The 20,210-nt window shown below is 46.1% G+C and carries 19 protein-coding genes, 4 tRNA genes and 1 pseudogene; 3 read left to right on the top strand and 21 right to left on the bottom strand.

The features are described from left to right. Positions 1–69 precede the first annotated feature (69 nt). The 15 genes from OQ477_RS11545 to dnaB all read right to left on the bottom strand — a co-directional run bounded on the left by OQ477_RS11545 (position 70) and on the right by dnaB (position 13,391). Positions 70–1,488 carry a sensor histidine kinase gene (locus OQ477_RS11545; RefSeq protein ID WP_265972528.1) on the bottom strand — a complete coding sequence of 473 codons (1,419 nt, stop codon included), beginning with the start codon at positions 1,486–1,488 and terminating at the stop codon, positions 70–72. Continuing rightward, complete coding sequence (locus tag OQ477_RS11540) at positions 1,485–1,697, bottom strand: winged helix-turn-helix domain-containing protein (RefSeq protein ID WP_032875422.1); 213 nt, start codon at positions 1,695–1,697, stop codon at positions 1,485–1,487. Before OQ477_RS11540 ends, OQ477_RS11545 begins: the two co-directional genes overlap by 4 nt. 487 nt (positions 1,698–2,184) lie before the next feature. Beyond that, positions 2,185–3,381 (bottom strand): S1C family serine protease, encoded by a 1,197-nt coding sequence (locus OQ477_RS11535; protein ID WP_007407894.1) that lies wholly within the window; start codon positions 3,379–3,381, stop codon positions 2,185–2,187. An 86-nt stretch (positions 3,382–3,467) separates the two neighbouring features. Then, positions 3,468–4,262 carry an MBL fold metallo-hydrolase gene (locus tag OQ477_RS11530; RefSeq protein ID WP_007614969.1) on the bottom strand — a complete coding sequence of 265 codons (795 nt, stop codon included), beginning with the start codon at positions 4,260–4,262 and terminating at the stop codon, positions 3,468–3,470. A gap of 14 nt (positions 4,263–4,276) precedes the next feature. Beyond that, a complete protein-coding gene (locus tag OQ477_RS11525; protein ID WP_044802320.1) occupies positions 4,277–5,116 on the bottom strand; it encodes a two-component system regulatory protein YycI in 840 nt (279 codons plus the stop codon). After that, the gene (gene yycH / locus OQ477_RS11520; RefSeq protein WP_015418614.1) at positions 5,103–6,461 is read right to left on the bottom strand and encodes a two-component system activity regulator YycH; all 1,359 of its coding nucleotides are present in this window, start codon (positions 6,459–6,461) and stop codon (positions 5,103–5,105) included. The genes OQ477_RS11525 and yycH overlap by 14 nt, the downstream gene beginning before the upstream one ends. After that, on the bottom strand, positions 6,451–8,286 hold the full coding sequence (gene walK, locus OQ477_RS11515; RefSeq protein WP_004393106.1) for a cell wall metabolism sensor histidine kinase WalK: 1,836 nt from the start codon (positions 8,284–8,286) through the stop codon (positions 6,451–6,453). Before walK ends, yycH begins: the two co-directional genes overlap by 11 nt. A 6-nt stretch (positions 8,287–8,292) precedes the next feature. Further along, positions 8,293–9,000 carry a cell wall metabolism DNA-binding response regulator WalR gene (gene walR / locus OQ477_RS11510; RefSeq protein ID WP_004393104.1) on the bottom strand — a complete coding sequence of 236 codons (708 nt, stop codon included), beginning with the start codon at positions 8,998–9,000 and terminating at the stop codon, positions 8,293–8,295. A gap of 337 nt (positions 9,001–9,337) precedes the next feature. After that, positions 9,338–9,410, bottom strand: a tRNA-Phe gene (locus OQ477_RS11505). 36 nt (positions 9,411–9,446) lie between these two features. Continuing rightward, a tRNA-Asp gene (locus tag OQ477_RS11500) sits at positions 9,447–9,523 on the bottom strand. Positions 9,524–9,607: 84 nt separating this feature from the next. Beyond that, positions 9,608–9,679: transfer RNA gene (locus OQ477_RS11495), tRNA-Glu, on the bottom strand. 8 nt (positions 9,680–9,687) lie between these two features. After that, positions 9,688–9,763, bottom strand: a tRNA-Lys gene (locus tag OQ477_RS11490). A gap of 202 nt (positions 9,764–9,965) precedes the next feature. After that, positions 9,966–11,258: an adenylosuccinate synthase gene (gene purA, locus OQ477_RS11485; protein ID WP_012118894.1), complete on the bottom strand. Its 1,293-nt coding sequence runs from the start codon at positions 11,256–11,258 to the stop codon at positions 9,966–9,968. A gap of 238 nt (positions 11,259–11,496) precedes the next feature. Continuing rightward, positions 11,497–11,910, bottom strand: coding sequence for a VOC family protein (locus OQ477_RS11480; RefSeq protein WP_265972527.1), 414 nt, complete (start codon positions 11,908–11,910; stop codon positions 11,497–11,499). A gap of 116 nt (positions 11,911–12,026) precedes the next feature. After that, on the bottom strand, positions 12,027–13,391 hold the full coding sequence (gene dnaB / locus OQ477_RS11475; protein WP_004393100.1) for a replicative DNA helicase: 1,365 nt from the start codon (positions 13,389–13,391) through the stop codon (positions 12,027–12,029). Between the two features lie 170 nt (positions 13,392–13,561). Here dnaB and OQ477_RS11470 point away from each other — a divergent pair, with 170 nt between their 5' ends. Further along, positions 13,562–13,759, top strand: a complete 198-nt coding sequence (locus OQ477_RS11470; protein ID WP_007407900.1) for a DUF2188 domain-containing protein — start codon at positions 13,562–13,564, stop codon at positions 13,757–13,759. Between the two features lie 30 nt (positions 13,760–13,789). On the opposite strand, the gene OQ477_RS11465 is transcribed toward OQ477_RS11470, so the two are convergent. Continuing rightward, complete coding sequence (locus OQ477_RS11465) at positions 13,790–13,999, bottom strand: hypothetical protein (protein WP_015418617.1); 210 nt, start codon at positions 13,997–13,999, stop codon at positions 13,790–13,792. A gap of 118 nt (positions 14,000–14,117) precedes the next feature. On the opposite strand from OQ477_RS11465, the gene OQ477_RS11460 reads away from it, so the two are divergent. Together OQ477_RS11460 and OQ477_RS11455 are read left to right on the top strand one after the other, a co-directional pair. Next, a complete protein-coding gene (locus OQ477_RS11460; RefSeq protein WP_014306172.1) occupies positions 14,118–14,261 on the top strand; it encodes a YycC family protein in 144 nt (47 codons plus the stop codon). A 78-nt stretch (positions 14,262–14,339) separates the two neighbouring features. After that, positions 14,340–14,567, top strand: a pseudogene (locus OQ477_RS11455) (hypothetical protein); the annotation flags it as partial. A gap of 79 nt (positions 14,568–14,646) precedes the next feature. Here the strand turns inward: OQ477_RS11455 and OQ477_RS11450 are convergent. The 5 genes from OQ477_RS11450 to OQ477_RS11430 are packed head-to-tail and all read right to left on the bottom strand — an operon-like array spanning position 14,647 to position 20,174. Further along, complete coding sequence (locus tag OQ477_RS11450; protein WP_265972526.1) at positions 14,647–15,939, bottom strand: glycosyltransferase family 4 protein; 1,293 nt, start codon at positions 15,937–15,939, stop codon at positions 14,647–14,649. 22 nt (positions 15,940–15,961) lie between these two features. Then, positions 15,962–17,017, bottom strand: a complete 1,056-nt coding sequence (locus OQ477_RS11445; protein WP_265972525.1) for a phosphotransferase — start codon at positions 17,015–17,017, stop codon at positions 15,962–15,964. Beyond that, on the bottom strand, positions 17,010–18,197 hold the full coding sequence (locus tag OQ477_RS11440; protein WP_007614989.1) for a carbamoyl-phosphate synthase: 1,188 nt from the start codon (positions 18,195–18,197) through the stop codon (positions 17,010–17,012). Before OQ477_RS11440 ends, OQ477_RS11445 begins: the two co-directional genes overlap by 8 nt. Next, positions 18,187–19,521, bottom strand: coding sequence for a glycosyltransferase family 4 protein (locus OQ477_RS11435; RefSeq protein ID WP_265972524.1), 1,335 nt, complete (start codon positions 19,519–19,521; stop codon positions 18,187–18,189). The genes OQ477_RS11440 and OQ477_RS11435 overlap by 11 nt, the downstream gene beginning before the upstream one ends. Next, on the bottom strand, positions 19,518–20,174 hold the full coding sequence (locus OQ477_RS11430; RefSeq protein ID WP_007407908.1) for a PIG-L deacetylase family protein: 657 nt from the start codon (positions 20,172–20,174) through the stop codon (positions 19,518–19,520). The genes OQ477_RS11435 and OQ477_RS11430 overlap by 4 nt, the downstream gene beginning before the upstream one ends. Positions 20,175–20,210 lie beyond the last annotated feature (36 nt).

The raw sequence follows: 20,210 nt of genomic DNA, 5'->3' as shown, positions 1-20,210 counted from the left end.
AAGGACAAGTTATTTTTTGAAAATTTAGAATTTATATATAAATTGTGATATTTCTTCCTGCTTCCCGGTTTATCCCGGCAGCCGGATGATGAACACGGAGCCTTTTCCCTGCTCACTTTTCACTTCAATTGTTCCGTTATGGCTGTCGATAATGGTTTTGGTAATGGCAAGACCCAGCCCCGCGCCGCCGGATTGACGGGATCGGGAGGTTTCCGTCCTGTAAAACCGGTCAAACAAATGAGGCACATGCTTCGGAGCGATTCCCGTTCCGTTATCCGCAATCATAAGCATGATTCCTCCGTCTTTCTGCAGGGAGACGGTGATGACACCCGTGTCTTCATCCGTATGCTGCACCGCATTGTAAAAGAGATTGAGAATGACCTGCTTCATTTTGTCTTTGTCAAAAATGGCTTCTATCTTTTGATCGACAAAGAACTCGAGCTTCCGGTTTCTCGCGAGCAGCTTCAGCTGAGCCTCCATTTCCAAAATGACGTCTCCCAATGCGCCTTTTTTCATTTCAAAGCTCGGCACCCGGTCAATCTTCGCGAGAAACAGAAGATCCTCTATCAGCTTATTCGCCCTGGCGGATTCCGCGTACATGCTTTGAAGCGCTTTTTCTTTCTGCTCCGGCTTTTCCGCCGCTCCGCGCATTAATATTTCGATAAAGCCATGAATGGAGGTAAGCGGCGTTCTCAGCTCATGTGATGCGTCTGATACAAACTGCCGGATTCGTTCCTTCGCTTCTTTTTCCGCCTGAAAAGAGGTTTCAATCCGTTCCAGCATCTGATTGATAGAGATGCCCAATGACTCAATTTCGGCCTGCTTCCTATCGATCGGCAGCCGTTTATCGAGACTGCCGGCATGAATGTCACCCATCATATGCACAATGCGGGACAGCGGCTTGAGTGTGAGCCGGATCACCGGCAGGAAAACAAACAGTCCGATGACCAAAGCCGCAAAGGAAAGTACCGCGAAAATGCTGATCTGGCGGAAAAGCGAATCATTCAGAGGCTGGGTCAGCGTGCTCATCTGCACAACTCCCGCCGGCCTTCCGTCAACGGAAATCGCCTGAAACACGACGATGATTTCCTCACCCGCCTTATTGTGAGCCACCTGATAGTGAAGCGCCGTTGTATCTGTCAGCGCATCCTGATACACGTTTTTCGGAAAAGAAGGAGCGGCCCCCGCGTGCGGGTCTTCTGATAAAACAGACATCTTGTATGATGGATTGATAAAAGCAACCGTCACCCCGGGGTAAATCAAATTCGGATGAGCCGGTGTTTCGGAACGGGCAAGGGTTTTGATTGACCTCCATACGCTTTGATCCATTGAATTGATATCACTCTGAATGCTGATCGCCTGATTTTCATACATCGTCCGTGTCATAAACATGTACTGAGTGCCGCCGATAAAACATAACAGCAAAGCCAAAATCGCCAGTGACCTGTACAGGAGCTGGAATCGCAGGGTTCTGTACAGCCGCTTCATGCCAGATCCACCCTGTACCCGGCTCCCCGAACCGTGCGAATCACCTTGTGTTCTTTGTCCTTCAGCTTTTCGCGCAAAGAACGGATGTACACCTCGACGATATTGTCTTCTCCGAGGACCGTTCCGTGATGAAGCCCCATCGTTAAAGAATCAATGAGTGCAGACTCGCCGTCTGCACTCAGCAGCTTGATGCCTTTCAACTTCTCCATGATGCAGTCTCTCCTTAGATGTATCAGCCTGTGTTTATTTTTTTCGCTTCCCCTTCTATTATTCGCTTTTATCTGAAACAAAACGGAGCCATCTGCAAATAACAACAAAAAGCTGCCAGCAGTTTCATCTGCCGCTTCAATTCAGCAGCACCAGTCTGTTTCAATCACAAAGTTCTAAGTTCATGTCTGCCTTTTTCTAAATATACCCATTTCCAACTGAACGTGTTGTGACCCGCGTTCAGTTCTTTTTTATGGCTTCTGAAAAAAGGCATAAAAAAAGCGCCCTGAAAAAGGACGTTTGATATGACATGTTTCATGTTCTTAAATTCTGCATTCTAAAATAATTCTTCCTTCACATTCACCTTCAATTTCATTCAATACGATGATCACATCAGCTGTTTTCATGTGTTTCACCTCCCTGTTTCATAATAGTATAATATTAACAAATAAATCAATAAAAAACAGCCCGGAAATCCGGGCTGTTTTTTTATTTCTGTAATCGATCCGCTTCTGTCAGTTTGACTTCCGCTGTTTTTTTCTTTCCCGAACGGTAGAACGTGATGTTCACACGGTCGCCGATCTTTTTGCGATACAGGCGCTCACGGAGATCCACAACGTCATTGACCTTATGTCCGTCGAACCCGGTGATCACGTCGAGCTTTTTCAAACCCGCTTTTCCGGCCGGTGAAAACGCGTCGACACCCATAATGACCGCTCCGGTTTTAATGCCTTTCGGAAGTTTCAGCGTCTGGCTCCAATGGTAGCTCGCAATATCCGTTAAGGATTTCATCTCAATACCGAGGAAAGGCCGTCTGACTTCTCCGTATTTTTCTAAATCCTGAATAACGGGAATGACAAGCTTTGACGGGATGGACAGGCCGATGCCTTCAACGGCGGATTCAGCGATCTTCATTGAGTTGATGCCGACCACCTTGCCCGATATATCCATCAAAGCGCCGCCGCTGTTGCCGGGGTTAATCGCGGCATCGGTCTGCAGCACTTCCGCATTCCAATCCGGCTGTCCGTCGCCGTTTGAGTCAACGGGCACTGCCCTTTCCGTACCTGAAATGATCCCCTGTGTCACTGATCCCGCAAATTCAAGCCCGAGCGGATTTCCGATCGCAATGACCGGTTCTCCGACTTTGACCTGATCGGAATTGCCGAACTGGGCGGCCGATTTGATCTTATCAGACTTCACCTTCAGCACGGCGAGATCCATCAGACGGTCGCTCCCGATCAGCTCAGCAGGCACGCGTGAGCCATCCTTCAGGCTGATCTCAATCTCAGTCGCACCTTCAATGACATGGTGATTGGTTACGATATAAGAAGTGTTTCCGTTCTTTTTGTAAATGACGCCGGACCCGCTTCCCGCTTCGCCGCCCTCTCCCCAAATATCGGTCTTTTGGATATTGAGAACGCCGACTACCGAATCTGATACACGGCTGACCATATTCGTGACAGCGTCATTGACATTTACGTTGACTGTTTTCACCTGTTCGCTGCCGAGACGCTGGCTGGTGCTTTTGCTGCTTTCCCCATGGTCTCCGCCTGTCCAGTACGGCAGCAGGAATGCCATGAGCGCGGCCCCGACGATGACGCCGATCAGACTTGATAGAAAGTACCCTCTCTTGCTGCGGCGGGGCTGTTCGGAGGCGTACTGTTCATCATCGCGATTATAATCCACCCTATCTCAAATCCTTTCAAGAGTACTCGATTTGCTTATAGTGTGGGTCAGATCGCGGATTAATAATCATGATTCATTTGGAAAAATTACACGGCGCACAGCGGCGTCGGGATTTTCGGATCGGTATCAAATAACTGAAACGTTTCCCCGGCGACAAATCCTTTCGCAGCCAATGTCTGCTGCACGGACATTCTCGCCAGTTCCTTCATATTGTTGTCTTGGCTCAGATGCGCCAAATAGATGCGCGATGTGCCGTCGCCGATGACATCAGTCATGGCGAGCGCCGCGTCTTCATTGGAGACGTGGCCGACATCGCTTAAAATCCGCCGCTTAATGCTCCATGGGTATCTGCCCATTTGCAGCATGCCGACATCATGGTTGCTTTCAAACACAAACACATTGGCCGAACGGATAATGCCTTTCATTCTGTCGCTCACATACCCGGTGTCCGTCATCAGCGCGAGCTTTCTGCCTTGGTAATGGAAAACATAAAACATCGGCTCGGCCGCGTCATGAGAGACGCCGAATGACTCAACATCAAGCCCGCCGAAGGATTTCACGCTTTCCATCGGGAACAAAAACTTTTGTCCGGTATCCAGCTTGCCGATCTGATTTTCCATCGCTTTCCACGTCTTTTCATTGGCGTAGACGGGAAGTCCGTACTTTCTCGCAATGACGCCGAGCCCTTTAATATGGTCGCTGTGCTCGTGAGTGACAAAAATGCCGTCGACGTCGTCTATCTTGCGGCCGATTCTCTCCATCAGCCCGTCCATCGCTTTACCGCTCAGGCCGGCATCCACCAGAAAAGAGTGCTCATCTGTCTCCAGATAAAACGCGTTTCCGGTACTCCCGCTCGCAAGCACGCTAAATTGCAAGCCCATTGTGTCTCACTCCATTATTTATTTTGATTGTTATCAATGACTGTACTTTCCAATGCGTTCACAGTGTACGTTTGCAGTGTCTTTTTCTTCGTCCCTTTTGACTTATCTTCGATTGTAATTCTCCATACCGGCGCCAGCACCTGCGTACTTGTCAGCGGATATTGGGCAATATAGCCGAACTTAACGCTTTTAACTGCGCAATTCGCTTTTAAGTAATTTTGAGAATACAATAATTCGACCGCATCAAGCTCAGGAATCAGGCTCTCCGTCTGGATTCGCTTGAATGACTCCAGCATGGTCTGCTCGTAAGATACGACCTCGTTTTTATCGTTCAGATGCAGAATCACCTGTCCGATCGCATCCGTGGACGAGTCAAAATCCTGATAAATCAACTGGCCGTCATACATCTGGTAAAAAATGATCTGTTTTTTATCCTTGTCGACTTTCCACAGTTTATATTTTTCACCGCCGGTTATTTTAGAGCTGACGAGCGATTCCGCATCCTCCTGCGGTTTTTGCTTCGATAAACCGACCGGATCGGTAAGTTTCATTTTCAGCGTCGTAACCTTGTGATCATCCGCCGGCATCTCCATTAAAGGCTTTTGATCTTTCAAAGCATCAATATCTTCAGCGGTAAATACCTTTTGGCCCGCCGTCAGCCGGTAGCCCGTCGCGGAATCAGAAGACAGGTTGCCGAAAGTGATATGATCCATCTCCATGTCTTTTTCCACATTTGAATTTTTAATCACTTCGTATTCACTGCTCGAGCGTTTTTCAAAAAACTGATAGCCGAGAAAAATATCGAGGATGAGGAAGGCAATGATGAAGATCGTTTTTGTCTTATTCCACTCCATTATCGTCCTCCTCCTTCCCCAGCAGATCTTTCGTAATCGGGACGATCTTCCCGTTGATTTTCATACTCCAGACGGGTTCCAGCTCAACGAGATCATTCGTTGATGAAGAGACCATTTGATAGGACAGGAAGATCTGGTCGATTTTATTCACGTCGTATTTATCCTGCTGCTCCAGCAGAGACACAACCTCATTGCCGTTCATCATTTTTACGTCTTTTGTTTTAATCGGATTCGGTCCGAGAACATAGTTCGGCCGCTTGTAGCTGAGAACCTCGTCATTGGCCCATTGCAGGGTCAAAACAGGTCCGGATCCGAAAGGCTTAGACGTGCTGTTGATCACAGGCATTTGGTCTTTAAACATGTAGAAACTCAGCTGCTGGTTATCACTCACATTGAAAAATTGATAATGATCCGTCCAGCTTCCCGTATCCTCTAAATATTTATAGCTTTTCTTAATCAGCTCCCCTGTTTGATAAGAAGCGCTTTGTGCCAGGTTCCGATGCTGGAATTGAATCTGCCGCTGTGTCGAATTGATTTCCAGACGGCTGATTCCGTCAGTCAGCACATTCCGATTGTAATTCGGGTCTTCTCTGACCGTGCTCGGATCATTAAAAAGCGTCTGCTTAAACAGGTTCGTCTTAATGGTTTCAGTGATAAATTCTTTTTCCTTCATATTAAACCGCGCATTCGGCATGAGAAATTCTTTGCTTTTTCCGACCGAATAGAGGTGGTATAACGGCATACTCGACTTTTTGCTGTACAGCTCATTCATCAGATTGCGGTAATTCGCCGATTCCACAGTCACTTCCAAAATCAGCTGCTTGCTGTATGAGACCATGTAAATCTTCTTATTTGTCTTATTCTCATTAAACGGAATGACAATATGGTCAAAGGAGCTGTATTCCATTGACGGATTCGACCATTTAAACATCGTTTGGAAGAAATCAATCGGAATAGTGTCATTGAATTGCAGATCGAGCTTTGCCGAGTTGCCGTTTCTGCCGTAAAGCCAATTTTTAAAACCGAGCTTGTCGTATTGATCGGAAATATCCTTCATCCCTTTTACTTCCCATTGCGGCAAATCCGCCCACAGGTCATTAAAGAGCGTCTCATCATCCACTTTATAATGAGAGCCGTTTGTATGAATAAACATATCCCGGGGTTTTACCGTTTGCGACACTTTTTGGCTCGTTTTATCAATTTTATGCTTTTCCCGGACAGTCGATTTGGTTGAGGCCGTGCCTTCTGAAAAATTGGGCTGGAATGTCCAAATTCCCCATGTTAAAACAAGACTAATGACGACCAGCACTGACAGTATGACTGTTTTTATATTTTCACGCCTCATCCCAATCATCCTCTTGCTCTTCTTTATATGGAAGAGTAAATGTAATCTTCGTTCCTTTGCCTTCTACACTGTCGGCCCAAATGTCTCCGCCGTGAGCCTGAACCATCTCTTTTGCAATCGCAAGGCCGAGCCCGGTGCCGCCGAGTTTTCTTGTGCGCGCTTTATCCACTCTGTAGAAACGGTCAAAGACTTTTTCCACATCTTTTTTCGGAATGCCGATACCTTCATCTTTTACGCTGATATAAAGCAGCTCTTCTTTCTCATTCACATCGACTGAGAAAGTCACATGTCCGCCTTCCGGTGAGTATTTCAGTGCGTTAGAAATGATATTATCGAGAACCTGCGTCACTTTATCCTGATCAATCTCCACGTACAGATTTCTGTCCGGAAGCTCGCGGATAAATTCGACATGCTGTTCTTTCGTCATTTCAAAACGATCGATAATCAGTGACATAAAGCGGATCATATGAATCCACTCCCGATTAAACTGATAATCTTTGCTGTCGAATTTAGAAAGCTGGAGCAGGTCGTTCACCAATCTGATCATGCGCTCAGTCTCATTTTGGGTCACCATTAAGAAACGCGGAGCGATATCTTTGTTTTCCCACGCGCCCTCTGCAAGCGCCTCTAAATAGCTTCGCATGGTCGTCAGCGGTGTCCGCAGCTCATGAGACACGTTGGCAACGAACTCTCTGCGTTCCCGATCGAGTTTTTCCTGTTCGGTGACATCATAAAGAACCGCGATTAAACCGTCGATTTTTCCGTGCTCTCTCTGAATAACGGAAAAATTCACCCGCAGTACAGTCGTCTCATCGTCACGTTCGATCTCCAGCAGCATTGAATCCTGCTGTTCTACTAAATCCTCAAATGTAAAGTTCTCTTTTATGCCCAATAAAGACGTAATCGGCATCTCTAAAGCCGTTTCACGTGAAACATTCAGCAGTTCAAGCGCAGGGCTGTTTAAAAGAATAATAGCCCCGTTGCGATTCGTAGCGATGACACCGTCCGTCATATACGCGATAACGGAAGAAAGCTTTCTTCTCTCCCCTTCCGTCATGGCTTGGGCATCTTCAAGCTCTCTCGTCAGATGGTTGAACGTCGTTGCGAGCTGACCGATTTCATCATGCCCGTATTTCCGCACCTTTCTGGAGAAATTCCCTTTTGCCAGTTCCATCGCCTGCTTACGCATATCTGAGAGCGGATGGGTAATGGTACGGGCGAGAAATATACCGAGAAGAGCCGTCAGAACAAGGGCTAAGCCTGTTCCTGAAGCAAGAATCGAGTTGACGGTTTTCATCTGGTTAAAGGTATCTTCCATACTGGCCACGACATAAATCGCGCCGACAACTTCCTGATTCTCTGTGACGACAGGTTTTGCTGAAATCAGCACTCTGTTTTTGCTTTTAGGATCATAATATTTTTTTGAATAGGCCTGTTTTGTTGAGAAAATCCGTTTAAAAATCGGGTCAGTCGTCTGTTTCCCCGCTATTTCCTCGCCATAAGGCCTCGAAGAACCGACGACCTCATAGCTTTTATCAACAAATGTAATCTCCCGTATTTCATTGTTTTTCGTAAAATCATTCAAAATCCGTTTGACGTCATCTTTAATGACGGTGCTGTCATTATCTCCTTTATATTCCTGCTCAATATAATAGGATAGATTGTCAATGCGCTGATTTAACGATAATTCATAGGACTTGAGAAGAGAATTCTCCACCTGTTTCACAAAGTACACGCCGATAATCTGCATGGCGATGATAATGAGAAGCACATAGATCAGCGTGATCTTAAACTGAATCGACCGAAAAAAACCAACCTTATTCATCGCCGGTTAGTCCTGTTCAGGGTTTCTCAAGTAATAACCGACACCCCGTCTTGTGACGATCCAGTTCGGATGGCTCGGATTATCCTCGATTTTCTCGCGAAGGCGGCGCACTGTTACATCCACCGTTCTCACGTCACCGAAATAGTCATAGCCCCACACAGTCTGCAGCAGATGCTCACGCGTCATAACCTGTCCGATATGTTTGGCTAAGTAATGAAGCAATTCAAACTCACGATGAGTCAGCTCGATCGTTTCTTCTCTTTTTGATACGACATAAGCGTCAGGGAAGATGACGAGAGAACCGATATGAATGTCATTAGAAGCTGATTCTTCCTCAGCCGGCGCAACCGTAAGCTGGCGGCGCAGGTTCGCTTTGACGCGAGCCAGAAGCTCACGCGTGCTGAAAGGCTTCGTGACATAGTCATCCGCTCCGATTTCAAGCCCGATGACTTTGTCAATCTCCGAGTCTTTTGCCGTCAGCATAATAATCGGCATATCATATTTTTTCCGGACTTCCCGGCACACTTCAACTCCGTCTTTATTCGGAAGCATAATATCTAAAAGAATTAAATCAGGCTGAAGCTCCTCCACCATTTCCACGGCTTCGTTTCCGTCGTACGCACAATGCACGTCATAGCCTTCTTTTCTTAAATTAAACTCTAATATATCTGCAATCGGTTTTTCATCATCGACTACAAGGATTTTCTTATCCATCATCTTGATTTTCCTCCTGCCAGAATGACTTCATTTCATCTATTGATGTTTCATGATGATCACAATTCGGATCGTGAAAAACGTTCCCCGTCTATTATAACGGTTTCAGGTCAAAAGATAAAAAAATTAAAGAGAACAGCGCAAAAACGTATTGAACTGCCATCCTTTTGTCATGTTTTTTATTTTCTTTTAAAAAATAATATTTTTTTGAAACCTCACGAAAAAAAACGCCGTCTAGTGTTTGACGTCTTCTTCTGGGCCGGCTGAAAAGCCGGCTCTCCCTTTTTTTATAACAAAAGAAAAAACGCACCTACTATTGCAGATGCGTTTGGGTAAGTGGCTCGGGACGGAATCGAACCGCCGACACACGGATTTTCAGTCCGTTGCTCTACCAACTGAGCTACCGAGCCAGATGTTTCTTTTCTATACTATAAAGTAAAGTAAAATGGCGGTCCGGACGGGACTCGAACCCGCGACCTCCTGCGTGACAGGCAGGCATTCTAACCAACTGAACTACCGGACCTTACAGTAATTTGTCCGGAGAGCCGTATCGTGGCGGCCCTCCGAGGACAAATAAGGAGTTAGCAATAACGCTAAAGTAAATCAATGACCCGTACGGGATTCGAACCCGTGTTACCGCCGTGAAAGGGCGGTGTCTTAACCGCTTGACCAACGGGCCATAAAAAGTGGTGAGCCATGAAGGACTCGAACCTTCGACCCTCTGATTAAAAGTCAGATGCTCTACCAACTGAGCTAATGGCTCTTGATGTGTCGGATTATGTATCATAGAGCATTCAGACAAAAGCTTTCTTGCAGTACTCTATTGAAGCTGTTCCGTAACAACGAGATTTATAATATCATAGAACATTCGAAAGTGGCAACTACTTTTTTGAAAAAAATCTATTATTTTTTTCCTGCATAAAAAAACAAGCCTCCGTGACCGGAGGCTTGTTTGCTGCAAATTCTTAGTTAGCGCGGTATACACTGCGGATGACGTTCGTTTGTGAACGGTCGGGACCGACAGAGAAAATAGAAAGCGGAATACCTGTCAGCTGAGATACGCGTTCCAGATAATGGCGCGCATTTTCAGGAAGATCGCTTAATGTTTTTGCGCCTGTGATATCTTCCGTCCAGCCAGGCATTTCTTCATATACCGGTTCACACTCTGCGAGAGCTTTCAGACTTGCCGGGAATTCTTCAATCACTTCACCTTTGTAGCGGTAAGCGACACAGATTTTCAATGTTTCAATGCCAGTCAGCACATCGATTGAATTCAGAGAAAGATCTGTGATTCCGCTGACGCGGCGGGCATGGCGGACAACAACGCTGTCAAACCAGCCGACACGGCGCGGACGGCCTGTCGTTGTGCCGTATTCGCGTCCGACTTCACGGATTTGATCCCCGATTTCATCTTTCAGCTCAGTCGGGAAAGGACCGTCACCGACACGGGTTGTGTACGCTTTAGATACACCGACGACGTGCTGGATTTTTGTCGGGCCTACGCCTGAACCGATCGTCACCCCTCCGGCGACCGGGTTGGATGAAGTGACAAACGGGTATGTCCCTTGGTCAATATCAAGCATAACCCCTTGAGCGCCTTCAAATAAAACGCGGCGGCCTTCATCCAGCGCGTCATTTAAGACGACGGATGTATCGCATACATACTTTTTAATCTGCTGGCCGTATTCATAATACTCATCCAGAATATCTTCAATTTTGAAGCCTTCCGTTTCATACATTTTTTCAAGCAGACGGTTTTTCTCTTCAAGGTTCCGTTCAAGCTTTTCTGCAAACACGTCACGATCTAGCAGGTCTGCGATCCGGATGCCGATCCGCGCCGCTTTGTCCATATAAGCAGGTCCGATGCCTTTTTTCGTTGTGCCGATCTTGTTGGCCCCTTTGCGTTCTTCCTCTACTTCATCCAGTTTCAGATGGTATGGAAGAATGACGTGGGCTCTGTTGCTGATTCTCAAGTTATCCGTGCTCACATTGCGTTCATGAAGATACGCAAGCTCCGTTATGAGCGCTTTCGGATCAACAACCATTCCGTTCCCGATGACACACGCTTTTTCTTTATAAAAAATTCCTGATGGGATTAAATGAAGCTTGTACGTGACGCCATCAAACTTGATGGTATGTCCTGCATTGTTTCCGCCTTGATAACGTGCGATCACTTCTGCATTTTCTGATAGGAAGTCTGTAATTTTACCTTTTCCTTCATCGCCCCACTGCGTACCTACTACGACTACTGAAGACATATATCCGTGCACCTCCGTTAACCTTTCAAAACGATATCTCATTCAAACAAATTAAGTGTATCAGTGCCGAAACAGAAAGTCAATCGTAAATCCGAACATTAAAATCTTATCAATCTATATTTGTTCGCCTTAAACATGATTAAAAGCGTTTTCTCTTTCATTTACTATCTATTACTCCTGAAACTTTCATGCTTTAACAAGAAAAAGAACCCGTAATCAGGGTTCTTCAGACAGTCATTTATATGCCGCTTGTATTCATCAGGACGACCCGCCAGCCGTCAGGATCTTCGATGGTCACGCCTTTTTCTTCCCAGCACGGGTTTTCGGGTGCTTTCTCCTCATATCCCATCTGCTTTAATTTCGTGCTGATGCGAATGACCTCCTGCTGATCCTGGATGTAAAAGACAAGCAGGCTGTCGCCGTGCGGAACGGGCGCCGGCTGAGACGCGCCGGTTTCTTCGGTGAATTCTAAGTGATATTGCGTATGGGGCAGGCCGAACATGACACCGCTGTAGCCTCTATGTCCGGAAAAGCTGCCGACCCTCTTCAGCCCGAGGCCCTCTTCATAAAACCTGATGATTTCTTTGAGCTGTCCGGTCGGCCGGGCAATCCGGATTTGCGCCGCTTGAAATTGCGGAAATTCAATTGTCATCATCATCCCTCCCTTAATGCCATTATATAAAAGCGCTTTCTTTATTTCGTCTGCCGAACGGACGGCATTCTCTCATTCTTTCGGATGAAAAAAGCCTCAAGACATTGCTTGAGGCTTTACGCACCTGCCGGAACACCGCCGTCATCAAAGCGCCTTTCCAGGTTTACGAACTTATTGTATTCTTTCACAAAAGCCAGTGAGACGGTGCCCACCGGGCCGTTACGCTGTTTGGCGATAATGATCTCGATGATGTTTTTGTTTTCGGATTCTTTATCATAGTAATCATCACGGTACAGGAAGGCGACGATGTCGGCATCCTGCTCAATACTTCCTGACTCACGGATATCTGACATCATCGGACGTTTATCCTGCCGCTGCTCAACACCCCGGGAGAGCTGAGACAGAGCGATGACCGGGACTTCAAGCTCCCGTGCCAGCGCTTTTAGCGCCCGTGAAATTTCCGATACCTCTTGCTGGCGGTTGTCGCTCGAACGGCCGCTTCCCTGAATGAGCTGCAAGTAGTCAATTAAAATCATGCCCAATCCGTTTTCCTGCTTCAGCCGGCGGCATTTTGAACGGATTTCGCTGACGCGGATGCCGGGGGTGTCATCTATAAAGATACCGCTGTTTGACAGGCTTCCCATCGCCATCGTCAGCTTGCCCCAATCTTCTTCCGTCAGATTTCCCGTTCTGAGATTTTGGGCGTTAATATTCCCTTCGGCGCAGAGCATACGCATGACAAGCTGCTCGGCACCCATCTCAAGACTGAATATCGCGACGCTCTCATCCGTTTTGGTGGCCACGTTTTGCGCAATATTTAAGGCGAACGCCGTTTTCCCCACAGACGGACGGGCCGCGACAATGATCAGATCATTCCGCTGAAACCCCGCTGTCATCCGGTCAAGCTCGATAAAACCGGTCGGAATCCCGGTAATATCGCCTTTCCGGTTGTGAAGCTGCTCAATGTTGTCGTATGTTTGCACAAGCACGTCTTTAATATTTTGGAAGGCGCCCGAATTTTTTCGCTGCGCGACCTCCATAATCGTTTTTTCCGCATCGCTTAATAAATCTTCAACTTCATCCTCGCGCGTATACCCGTCTTGAGCAATCGAGGTCGCCGTTCTGATTAAACGGCGGAGAATGGATTTTTCCTCAACGATTTTCGCGTAATATTCTATATTAGCCGCTGTCGGAACGGAATTCGCGATGTCCGTCAGGTAAGAGACGCCTCCCACCTCTTCTAACAAATCGGTATTCGCAAGCTCTGACGTTACCGTGACCAAATCAACCGGTTCACCGCGGTCTCCGAGCACGAGCATGGCATTGTAAATTTTTTGATGTGACATTCTGTAGAAATCATCCGGAATCAACACTTCAGAAGCCAGTGTCAACGCAGACGGCTGTAAAAAAACAGCACCTAACACGGCCTGCTCAGCTTCTATGTTTTGCGGCGGCAGCCGATCATTCAGAAGGTCTGTCATGCTAAGCACCGTCCTCTCCTTAAAAAATATCCAAACTCCATTTTACCATTTCTCATGAAAAAGAATAGAAAAATATCACTTTCCCTGTATTTGTTAAACAGCCGCTGCGTGTTTCGCCATTCCGAATGCCGGGAAACTGATAAATAAATCGAAACCAGGAGGTAAGAAGGATGAAAACATATGCAGTAACACCCAGTGTTGATGCGGACGGATGGTTTGTGAAGGTGGAAAATGTGGCGCCGACGGCTCTTTATACATCGAAGGACGCGGCGATCGAGAAAGCGGAGCAGACGGCTAAAGAGAACAGCCCGTCTAAGCTTGTCATTTATGATCAGCATAAAAACATTGAAGAAGAACGGTCCTTTTAAGAAAAGCCTTCGCCCGAGCGAGGGCTTTTCTTATTCAATGAAACGGATGTGCAGCACCGTCTGCGCCATGAGATCGGCCGTTTTTTGATACAGCTCCCATTCTTCACAGGCGGCGAATACTTTCATCATGTCCTGCAATGTCTGTTTCAGTATGATAAATTCGTCAATTGTCCGCAGTTCTGCGGCTTTTTTCTGATAATCAGCCAGCTTCAGCTGTAATAACATCAATGGCGATTGCATAAAAAACCTCCCCCATTCTGTTATAAAGCCCCGCTTTTCAAACCTCCATTCCTTTGTCATATCCTCTTACGATAGATTTCTGATTTTAGTACAATAAAGAAACGGAAGGAGTGATCACATGAAACCGCTGCAAATTTCCGCCGAAACGGCGCAAAAACTCGCAGAATCACTGAATATGCCGCTTGAGAGAATCATGCACATGCCTCAGCACATTCTGCTTGCCAAATTAGCTGAAATCCAAAAAGAGAACGATCACAAATAAAGGCTGCTCTCTCATATATATGTGCGGGAGGCGGATGCGATGGCTTTCCGCCTCTTTTTTCGTGGAGAAAATTTTGGTAAAACAGTCTCACAGCTGAAAAAACTTGTTGACGAAGGAAAAGTGAAATATTTCTTATTATCCGGAAACAATTCAGGCAACACAAAGCTTGTCTCATGGATTAAAAAGAACGGCACAAAAATCTCAGCTGACCCATACAGCACCGAAAAAACAAGCTCAGCCCGGCAAGGAATGACAGGCGGCCCGGGCGGACAAAGTCAGCAGACTCTGTATGAGATGAAAAAATAGCTCGGAAAGAGGCTGGATAGTTAAACACCGGCCTCTTTATTTTGCTCTTGAACCACCTGCCATGCGGCGCCGGTATCATTCAGAAAAATGATTGATAAATCCTTTCTATTTTTGAAACCATCAGTTCCTGACGCAGATGCCGGCCGGCATAGGAGCGCGCTTCTTTTCCAAGCCGTTCCCTGAGAGACTGATCCGTCATCAGCATTACGAGAGCATCAGCAAGCTCGCGGCTGTTGCCGGGCTGACAGATAAGCCCTGTGTCCTCATGCCGGATCATCTCAGGGATTCCTCCGCAGTCAGTTGCAACAATGGCTTGACCTGAGAACATCGCTTCAATGATCGCTATAGGGAAATTATCATTCAATGTCGGCAGGACAAATATAGATGATTCAGCCAAAAGCGCCGGCACATCACGTCGTTTTCCGAGGAAAAACACATTCGAGAGGCCCAGTTTCCGTTTCTTTTCTTCCAGAAACCCTCTCATGTTGCCGTCTCCGATGATCCATATATCGACTCCGGATAAATGGTGCCGGATGTGTGCGAGAGCGTCCAGCAGCACATCATGTCCTTTTCGCTCGGTCAGACGGGAAACGCACGCAATCACGAGCTTTTCAGCACGCTTTGGCTCAGGGGCATCCTGAATGTGAATACCGGTATGAACAGTCGTCAGCTGAGTCTCCTTCGCTCCGTACTCCAGCAAGGGCTCGTGAAAGGAGTTGCTGATTGTAATGATTTTATCCGAAGCCCGAATACCCTGCCTTTCTATTTCACTGAAATATGCCTCTTCTATTGAACCCTTTTGGATTTTATGAAACTTCATCCGGCTTTTCGTAAAATGTCCGTGCGGCGTGAAAAAAAGAGGACGCCGATACGTTTGATTAAGGTATCCCAGCAAAAATACCGCAAATAAATCCTGCGCGTGAAACAGGTCATATTGTTCTAAGTCTTTCTCCTTCAAAAATCTTTGAAAGACATGTAAATAGCTGAGATTCTTCACAAACTTTTCATTTACGGCGCCGTATCTGCCAACAAGAAACGCTCTGATCTCGTCAGCGGCCCGCGGGATATCTTCCTGAAAAAAAGTTGGCGGCATTTGGAGCGGCGAGATGACATCCGCCTGATGACCGATGCGCTCAAAACCGGTCTTAATTGACGTGATATAACTCGCCAACCCTCCGACATTCGGGTAACGGAGAAAGGTTGCGTACAGAATACGCAATGGCTTTTTTCGTTTGGGGGAGCTTTTTCCTTCCGCACAGAACGAATACAGCATCTCTGGCTCACTTTGATGTTCGATCCCGTAAAATTGATCCATGACGCGCAATAAGGCTGGAGGCACCAGACCGTTCGGCTTGCCGATCTCTTCTCTCAAATCCGCTCCCCCTCTCTCAAACTTATAATCCTAATTCCCGTCCCCATTTTGACACTTTGTCAACATGATACGGCAGCAGTTCCCCTCCCCGATTGTCGAAGATTCTCCGCAATTGGGTATGAAGCCCTTTCTCAAGTGTTCTCTGCAAATAAGCCATTTTATAAAGCGTCATAGGAGGGGTCTGAAAATGAATGCCCCGCTTTTTCATTTCTTTCGTATACACTTTTACGCAATACGTCCGAATATCTTCTGCATGCCGGCTCCAATCTTTTCTGAAGCCAAGCAGAATTTCGACCAGCACCGTCATATCAAACCAAACCGGCGCGTATTTTGCGGATTCCCAATCGATGAATTGAATATCCCACGGTTCATGTCCGGACGCATCGTGGGTGCAGATATTCTGCATATGAAGATCACCGTGTGTGATGGCTGAGCCGTTTTGTATCAATTCAGGGAAAAAATCCGGCTCCTCTTGCTCAAGCAAGTTTGTGATTTGCCGATAATGAGGCTTCACGATATCTTTTGTGCGCTCATCTTTAAGAGCTCTATCCAATAATTCCGCTGTCTTTTTGATCTGCTTTTTACGCCCTTTTCTCATGGTTTCCGATTTGTATACCGGCAGCCACGACCGCCATTTACCGTCAGAAATATTCTTGTTTTCAAAGGTGCGGCTGTGCAGTTCTGCGACAGACGGAATAATATACTTGAAATGCTTCGGGTGAAATGTAAGCTGTCCCCTGATCTGGCTGACAAACTCCATAAATATCCACGTTTCATGGTCACTTTCTTCTATATGATAGATGTCCGGCAGCAAATCCCCTAAAACAGAACGGGCTTTCCCGTATATATTAATCTCGACCTTATTTTTTTCACGGGAAGATTTATATACCTTCAATATCAGCGGAACAGTGCCGGATTTTTTCTTTACAGACAGTTTATAAATGGCGCTTCTGTCCGTCGATTTCAGGCACGTGATGTCATCCGGATTCACCGCGGCCCTTTCACCGAACGAATACGACAGTTTTTCGTCAATTCTCAGTTTTTGAAATGCGCCATACAAAAGATCCTTTTCATACATGCCGATCTTCCTTCCGCTTCCGTTTCCAGCTGTTTTTGAGATGAGACCAAGTGTTTCTGATAAATGGCATCGGGTCATTCCAAGCAAAAAGAGCGTACTCTTTTTTTCCTTTACACCCTTTCCAAAAATCCCGGAACGTCATTTCTCCTCTTTTTCGTTTCTTCAAAAATGTTAAGAAGTAACGCACCTCATAAATCCAGTTGATTCCGTCTTTTTGTTCGAGCTGGGGCTTCACATGTTGTCCGGTCAAATACAGATAGTACATGTAAACGAAATGAACGCCTGCCGGTTCTGTCAGGCTATGGCTGAGCCAAAAGCGCGGATTAATTTCGATAAACTTGTAAACATTGTCCCGGGGATCCTTTTTAAATTCCGCCATGCCTACTCCCTTCAGCTGAATCGCTTCAAAAAACGGCAGGGTCTTCTCGATTAAATCAGGAAGCCGTTTGCTGACGACGTGGGCCCCCGCGCCAAAATCTGCAGGGAATTGATGGTTCTTTTGCAGAGAGAATAAGCCCATTAATTTCATTTGGTCATCATAAAAAGTGGCGACTTTATAAAAACACTGGTTGTCTCCGGGGATGATCTCCTGCACGAGCAGTTCTCCATTTTCTCTGTAGGAGCTGAACTCCTTGCGCAATTGTGCGGCATCCTTCATTACAATTGCTTTTTTGTTTACTTTTTTTCTGTATTCATGGCCGGCCACCGGTTTTAAAATACACGGGAAGTCAATATTGGCGATGGCCTCTTCCAGCTCATCCTGGTTGTTCGGAAAAAAGGTTTTCGGGCAGGGGATGTTATGCTTGACCGCTAATTCATATGCTTTGCTTTTATCTAAAACCGTTTCTAACAGAGAGTGGCTCGGGAGCAAAAATAAAAAAAAACCGGCTAATGTCTCGCGGAATTTAGATATAAATCCCGCATAATCATCAGATCCTGCGTACAGAACCGGCTTTGCTTGGAATCGCTTCCCGAAATCAGTCAGAAATGTCAGCAGTTCTTCCTCTTGTGTTAAAGGGCTGGGACATATCCCGCAATCTGCCAATCTTGATTTTCCGATACGATAAGGTCCCTCCGTGTCAAATGCGTAAACATCGATTCCTCTTCGGGCCAGACTGCGAATGATCCCAATCCCGTTTGCACTGAAATCAAGTACAACGGCTGCATGTTCATGTTTCATGATCTCCCTCCGAGCTGTTGGTATTTTGATAAATCGATTCGATATTTTTTATCATCGTCTCACTGCTTAAATATTTCTCCGCGTAGGCCTTTGCGTTTGAAGCAGCTATCTTCCGCGCAGATTTGTTAGTGATAAAAAACGCTAAAGCCCGGGCAAGAACCTTTGCATTTCCCGGCTCGACAATAAGCCCCGTTTTGTTATGGCGGATCAGATCCGGAATACCCCCGCAATCGGTCGCGATGATAGCCGAGCCGCTGAACATCGCTTCAATAATCGAAATAGGCAGGCTATCATTAATGGTCGGCAGTACGAATATGTCCGTCATATTCAAAATAGCGGGAACATCATCTCTTTTTCCTAAAAAGGAAACCATAGACAGATTCAGCTTTCGAGCCTGTTCCTCTAAGGCGCTCCTCATCTCTCCGTCGCCCGCGATCAGCACTTCAACATGCTCAAGTACATCAGATGGAATTCTCGAAAGTGCGTCCAGTAAATATTTGTGACCTTTTCTCGGGCCTAATCTTGCAATACACGAGATGATGATCTTATTTTTCGGTAACGGGGTTTTTCTTTTCCCGCCTGTTTTTGCATCGTAATCGATTCCTGTGACCACCGTTGTCATGTCTTCCTGTTCGGCTCCGAGCTTCATGAGCGGGCAGCGGAACGTATCGCTGATAATAATCAGGCGATCTGCGTATTCAATGGCTTTCATCTCTAATTTTTTATAATAAATCTCTTCTACCGAGCCTTTTTTAAAGATGTGAAATTTAAGTCTGTTGAAAGTAAACATGCCATGCGGTGTGAAAAATAAAGGTTTTTTATAGATTTGATTGAACCTGCCTAACATATTGGCTGTAAATAAATCTTGAGCGTGGAACACATCATATCTTTCCAAATGAATCTTTTGAAGCATTTGCTCGTATATAAACATCAGCCGATTATTTTTCAAAATATGATCGTTATAAACCCCATATCTGTCTTTAAAGAAATCTTTTAATTTCGGAACAACAGCCGCCCGCAGTTCTTTTACCTGTGCGGACGGAAACAGATTAGGGGATATGACATCCACCTTATGACCTCTCTTTTTCAGGCCTTCACTAAGCGTTTTAATATAGTTAGATAAACCGCCCGTGTGCGGGTAGTCCCAAAACGTGGCAATCAAAATGGATAACTTATTTTTTTTCCTGTATACCGGCGGAATTCGATCTGCATGTTTCATCTGTGTCTTTATGGCTTTCTGTTTTTGCGGGCGCGTTTTGACCCCGTAGTAGCGGTCAAGCGTCTGGACCATATACGGATAGGGGACGGAAAATGTCTTGTTCATTTCCAGATCCTCCGCACGACTTCAAAAGCTTCAGCGTATTCCACACCCGCCGTCATCCCTCTGACTTTTCCTAAATGTTTTACGCCTTCATATGAACGGGGATGAGGGTAATCCCTCATTTCTACGTCATAGTGGTGAAGCGCCGCGAGTTTGGCATCCATTGTGTCTGTGATGTTAACGAAGTAATTAGGCTTGAAGAGTTTATCAGCCGTATTTCTCTCCCACTCGCTTGAAGATAGCGTTTCAAACGTAAGCAGTTCGATAGGCTTTTGATTCGGAAGCGGTCTGGCGGCTGTTAAAACTGCTTGGAATGTTCTCTGGTGGTCCATATTGATATCGCCGTAATGATGTGTAAAGATTTTATCAGGCTGATAGACGCGAATGAGCTGCTCTAATTCTTTAACAAGCTTATGAAGAGGGATACATTCCAGCTCTAAATTCGTGTGCTCCAAAAAGATGACTTTCTCAATTCCAAGCTCTTGATTCGCGCGTTCGCCTAATTGTTTAATATGATGAGCTTCTTCTTTTCTTCCTAATGCCGTAATAACGGAAATCACTTTATATCCTTCATTGATCAGCCGTTTTATGGTGCCCGCTGATCCCAATAGTTCATCATCGGGATGAGCGCCGATAACCATAATGTATTCTGCCATTTTTTCCACACTCCACCAAACAAATGTTACAAATAT

Source organism: Bacillus sp. ChL18, assembly GCF_026241425.1.
Classification (GTDB): Bacteria; Bacillota; Bacilli; order Bacillales; family Bacillaceae; genus Bacillus; species Bacillus velezensis.
The sequence above is the reverse complement of the archived record's forward strand: the minus strand, read 5'-3'. Positions and strand labels throughout refer to the sequence as shown.

Bases quoted from the DNA above. Each gene is read 5' to 3' on its own strand.
- OQ477_RS11545 (WP_265972528.1), bottom strand. From the start codon at position 1,488: ATGAAGCGGCTGTACAGAACCCTGCGATTCCAGCTCCTGTACAGGTCA.
- OQ477_RS11540 (WP_032875422.1), bottom strand. From the start codon at position 1,697: ATGGAGAAGTTGAAAGGCATCAAGCTGCTGAGTGCAGACGGCGAGTCT.
- OQ477_RS11530 (WP_007614969.1), bottom strand. From the start codon at position 4,262: ATGGGCTTGCAATTTAGCGTGCTTGCGAGCGGGAGTACCGGAAACGCG.
- OQ477_RS11525 (WP_044802320.1), bottom strand. From the start codon at position 5,116: ATGGAGTGGAATAAGACAAAAACGATCTTCATCATTGCCTTCCTCATC.
- yycH (WP_015418614.1), bottom strand. From the start codon at position 6,461: ATGAGGCGTGAAAATATAAAAACAGTCATACTGTCAGTGCTGGTCGTC.
- walK (WP_004393106.1), bottom strand. From the start codon at position 8,286: ATGAATAAGGTTGGTTTTTTTCGGTCGATTCAGTTTAAGATCACGCTG.
- walR (WP_004393104.1), bottom strand. From the start codon at position 9,000: ATGGATAAGAAAATCCTTGTAGTCGATGATGAAAAACCGATTGCAGAT.
- purA (WP_012118894.1), bottom strand. From the start codon at position 11,258: ATGTCTTCAGTAGTCGTAGTAGGTACGCAGTGGGGCGATGAAGGAAAA.
- OQ477_RS11480 (WP_265972527.1), bottom strand. From the start codon at position 11,910: ATGACAATTGAATTTCCGCAATTTCAAGCGGCGCAAATCCGGATTGCC.
- dnaB (WP_004393100.1), bottom strand. From the start codon at position 13,391: ATGACAGACCTTCTGAATGATCGGCTGCCGCCGCAAAACATAGAAGCT.
- OQ477_RS11470 (WP_007407900.1), top strand. From the start codon at position 13,562: ATGAAAACATATGCAGTAACACCCAGTGTTGATGCGGACGGATGGTTT.
- OQ477_RS11465 (WP_015418617.1), bottom strand. From the start codon at position 13,999: ATGCAATCGCCATTGATGTTATTACAGCTGAAGCTGGCTGATTATCAG.
- OQ477_RS11460 (WP_014306172.1), top strand. From the start codon at position 14,118: ATGAAACCGCTGCAAATTTCCGCCGAAACGGCGCAAAAACTCGCAGAA.
- OQ477_RS11445 (WP_265972525.1), bottom strand. From the start codon at position 17,017: ATGTATGAAAAGGATCTTTTGTATGGCGCATTTCAAAAACTGAGAATT.
- OQ477_RS11440 (WP_007614989.1), bottom strand. From the start codon at position 18,197: ATGAAACATGAACATGCAGCCGTTGTACTTGATTTCAGTGCAAACGGG.
- OQ477_RS11435 (WP_265972524.1), bottom strand. From the start codon at position 19,521: ATGAACAAGACATTTTCCGTCCCCTATCCGTATATGGTCCAGACGCTT.
- OQ477_RS11430 (WP_007407908.1), bottom strand. From the start codon at position 20,174: ATGGCAGAATACATTATGGTTATCGGCGCTCATCCCGATGATGAACTA.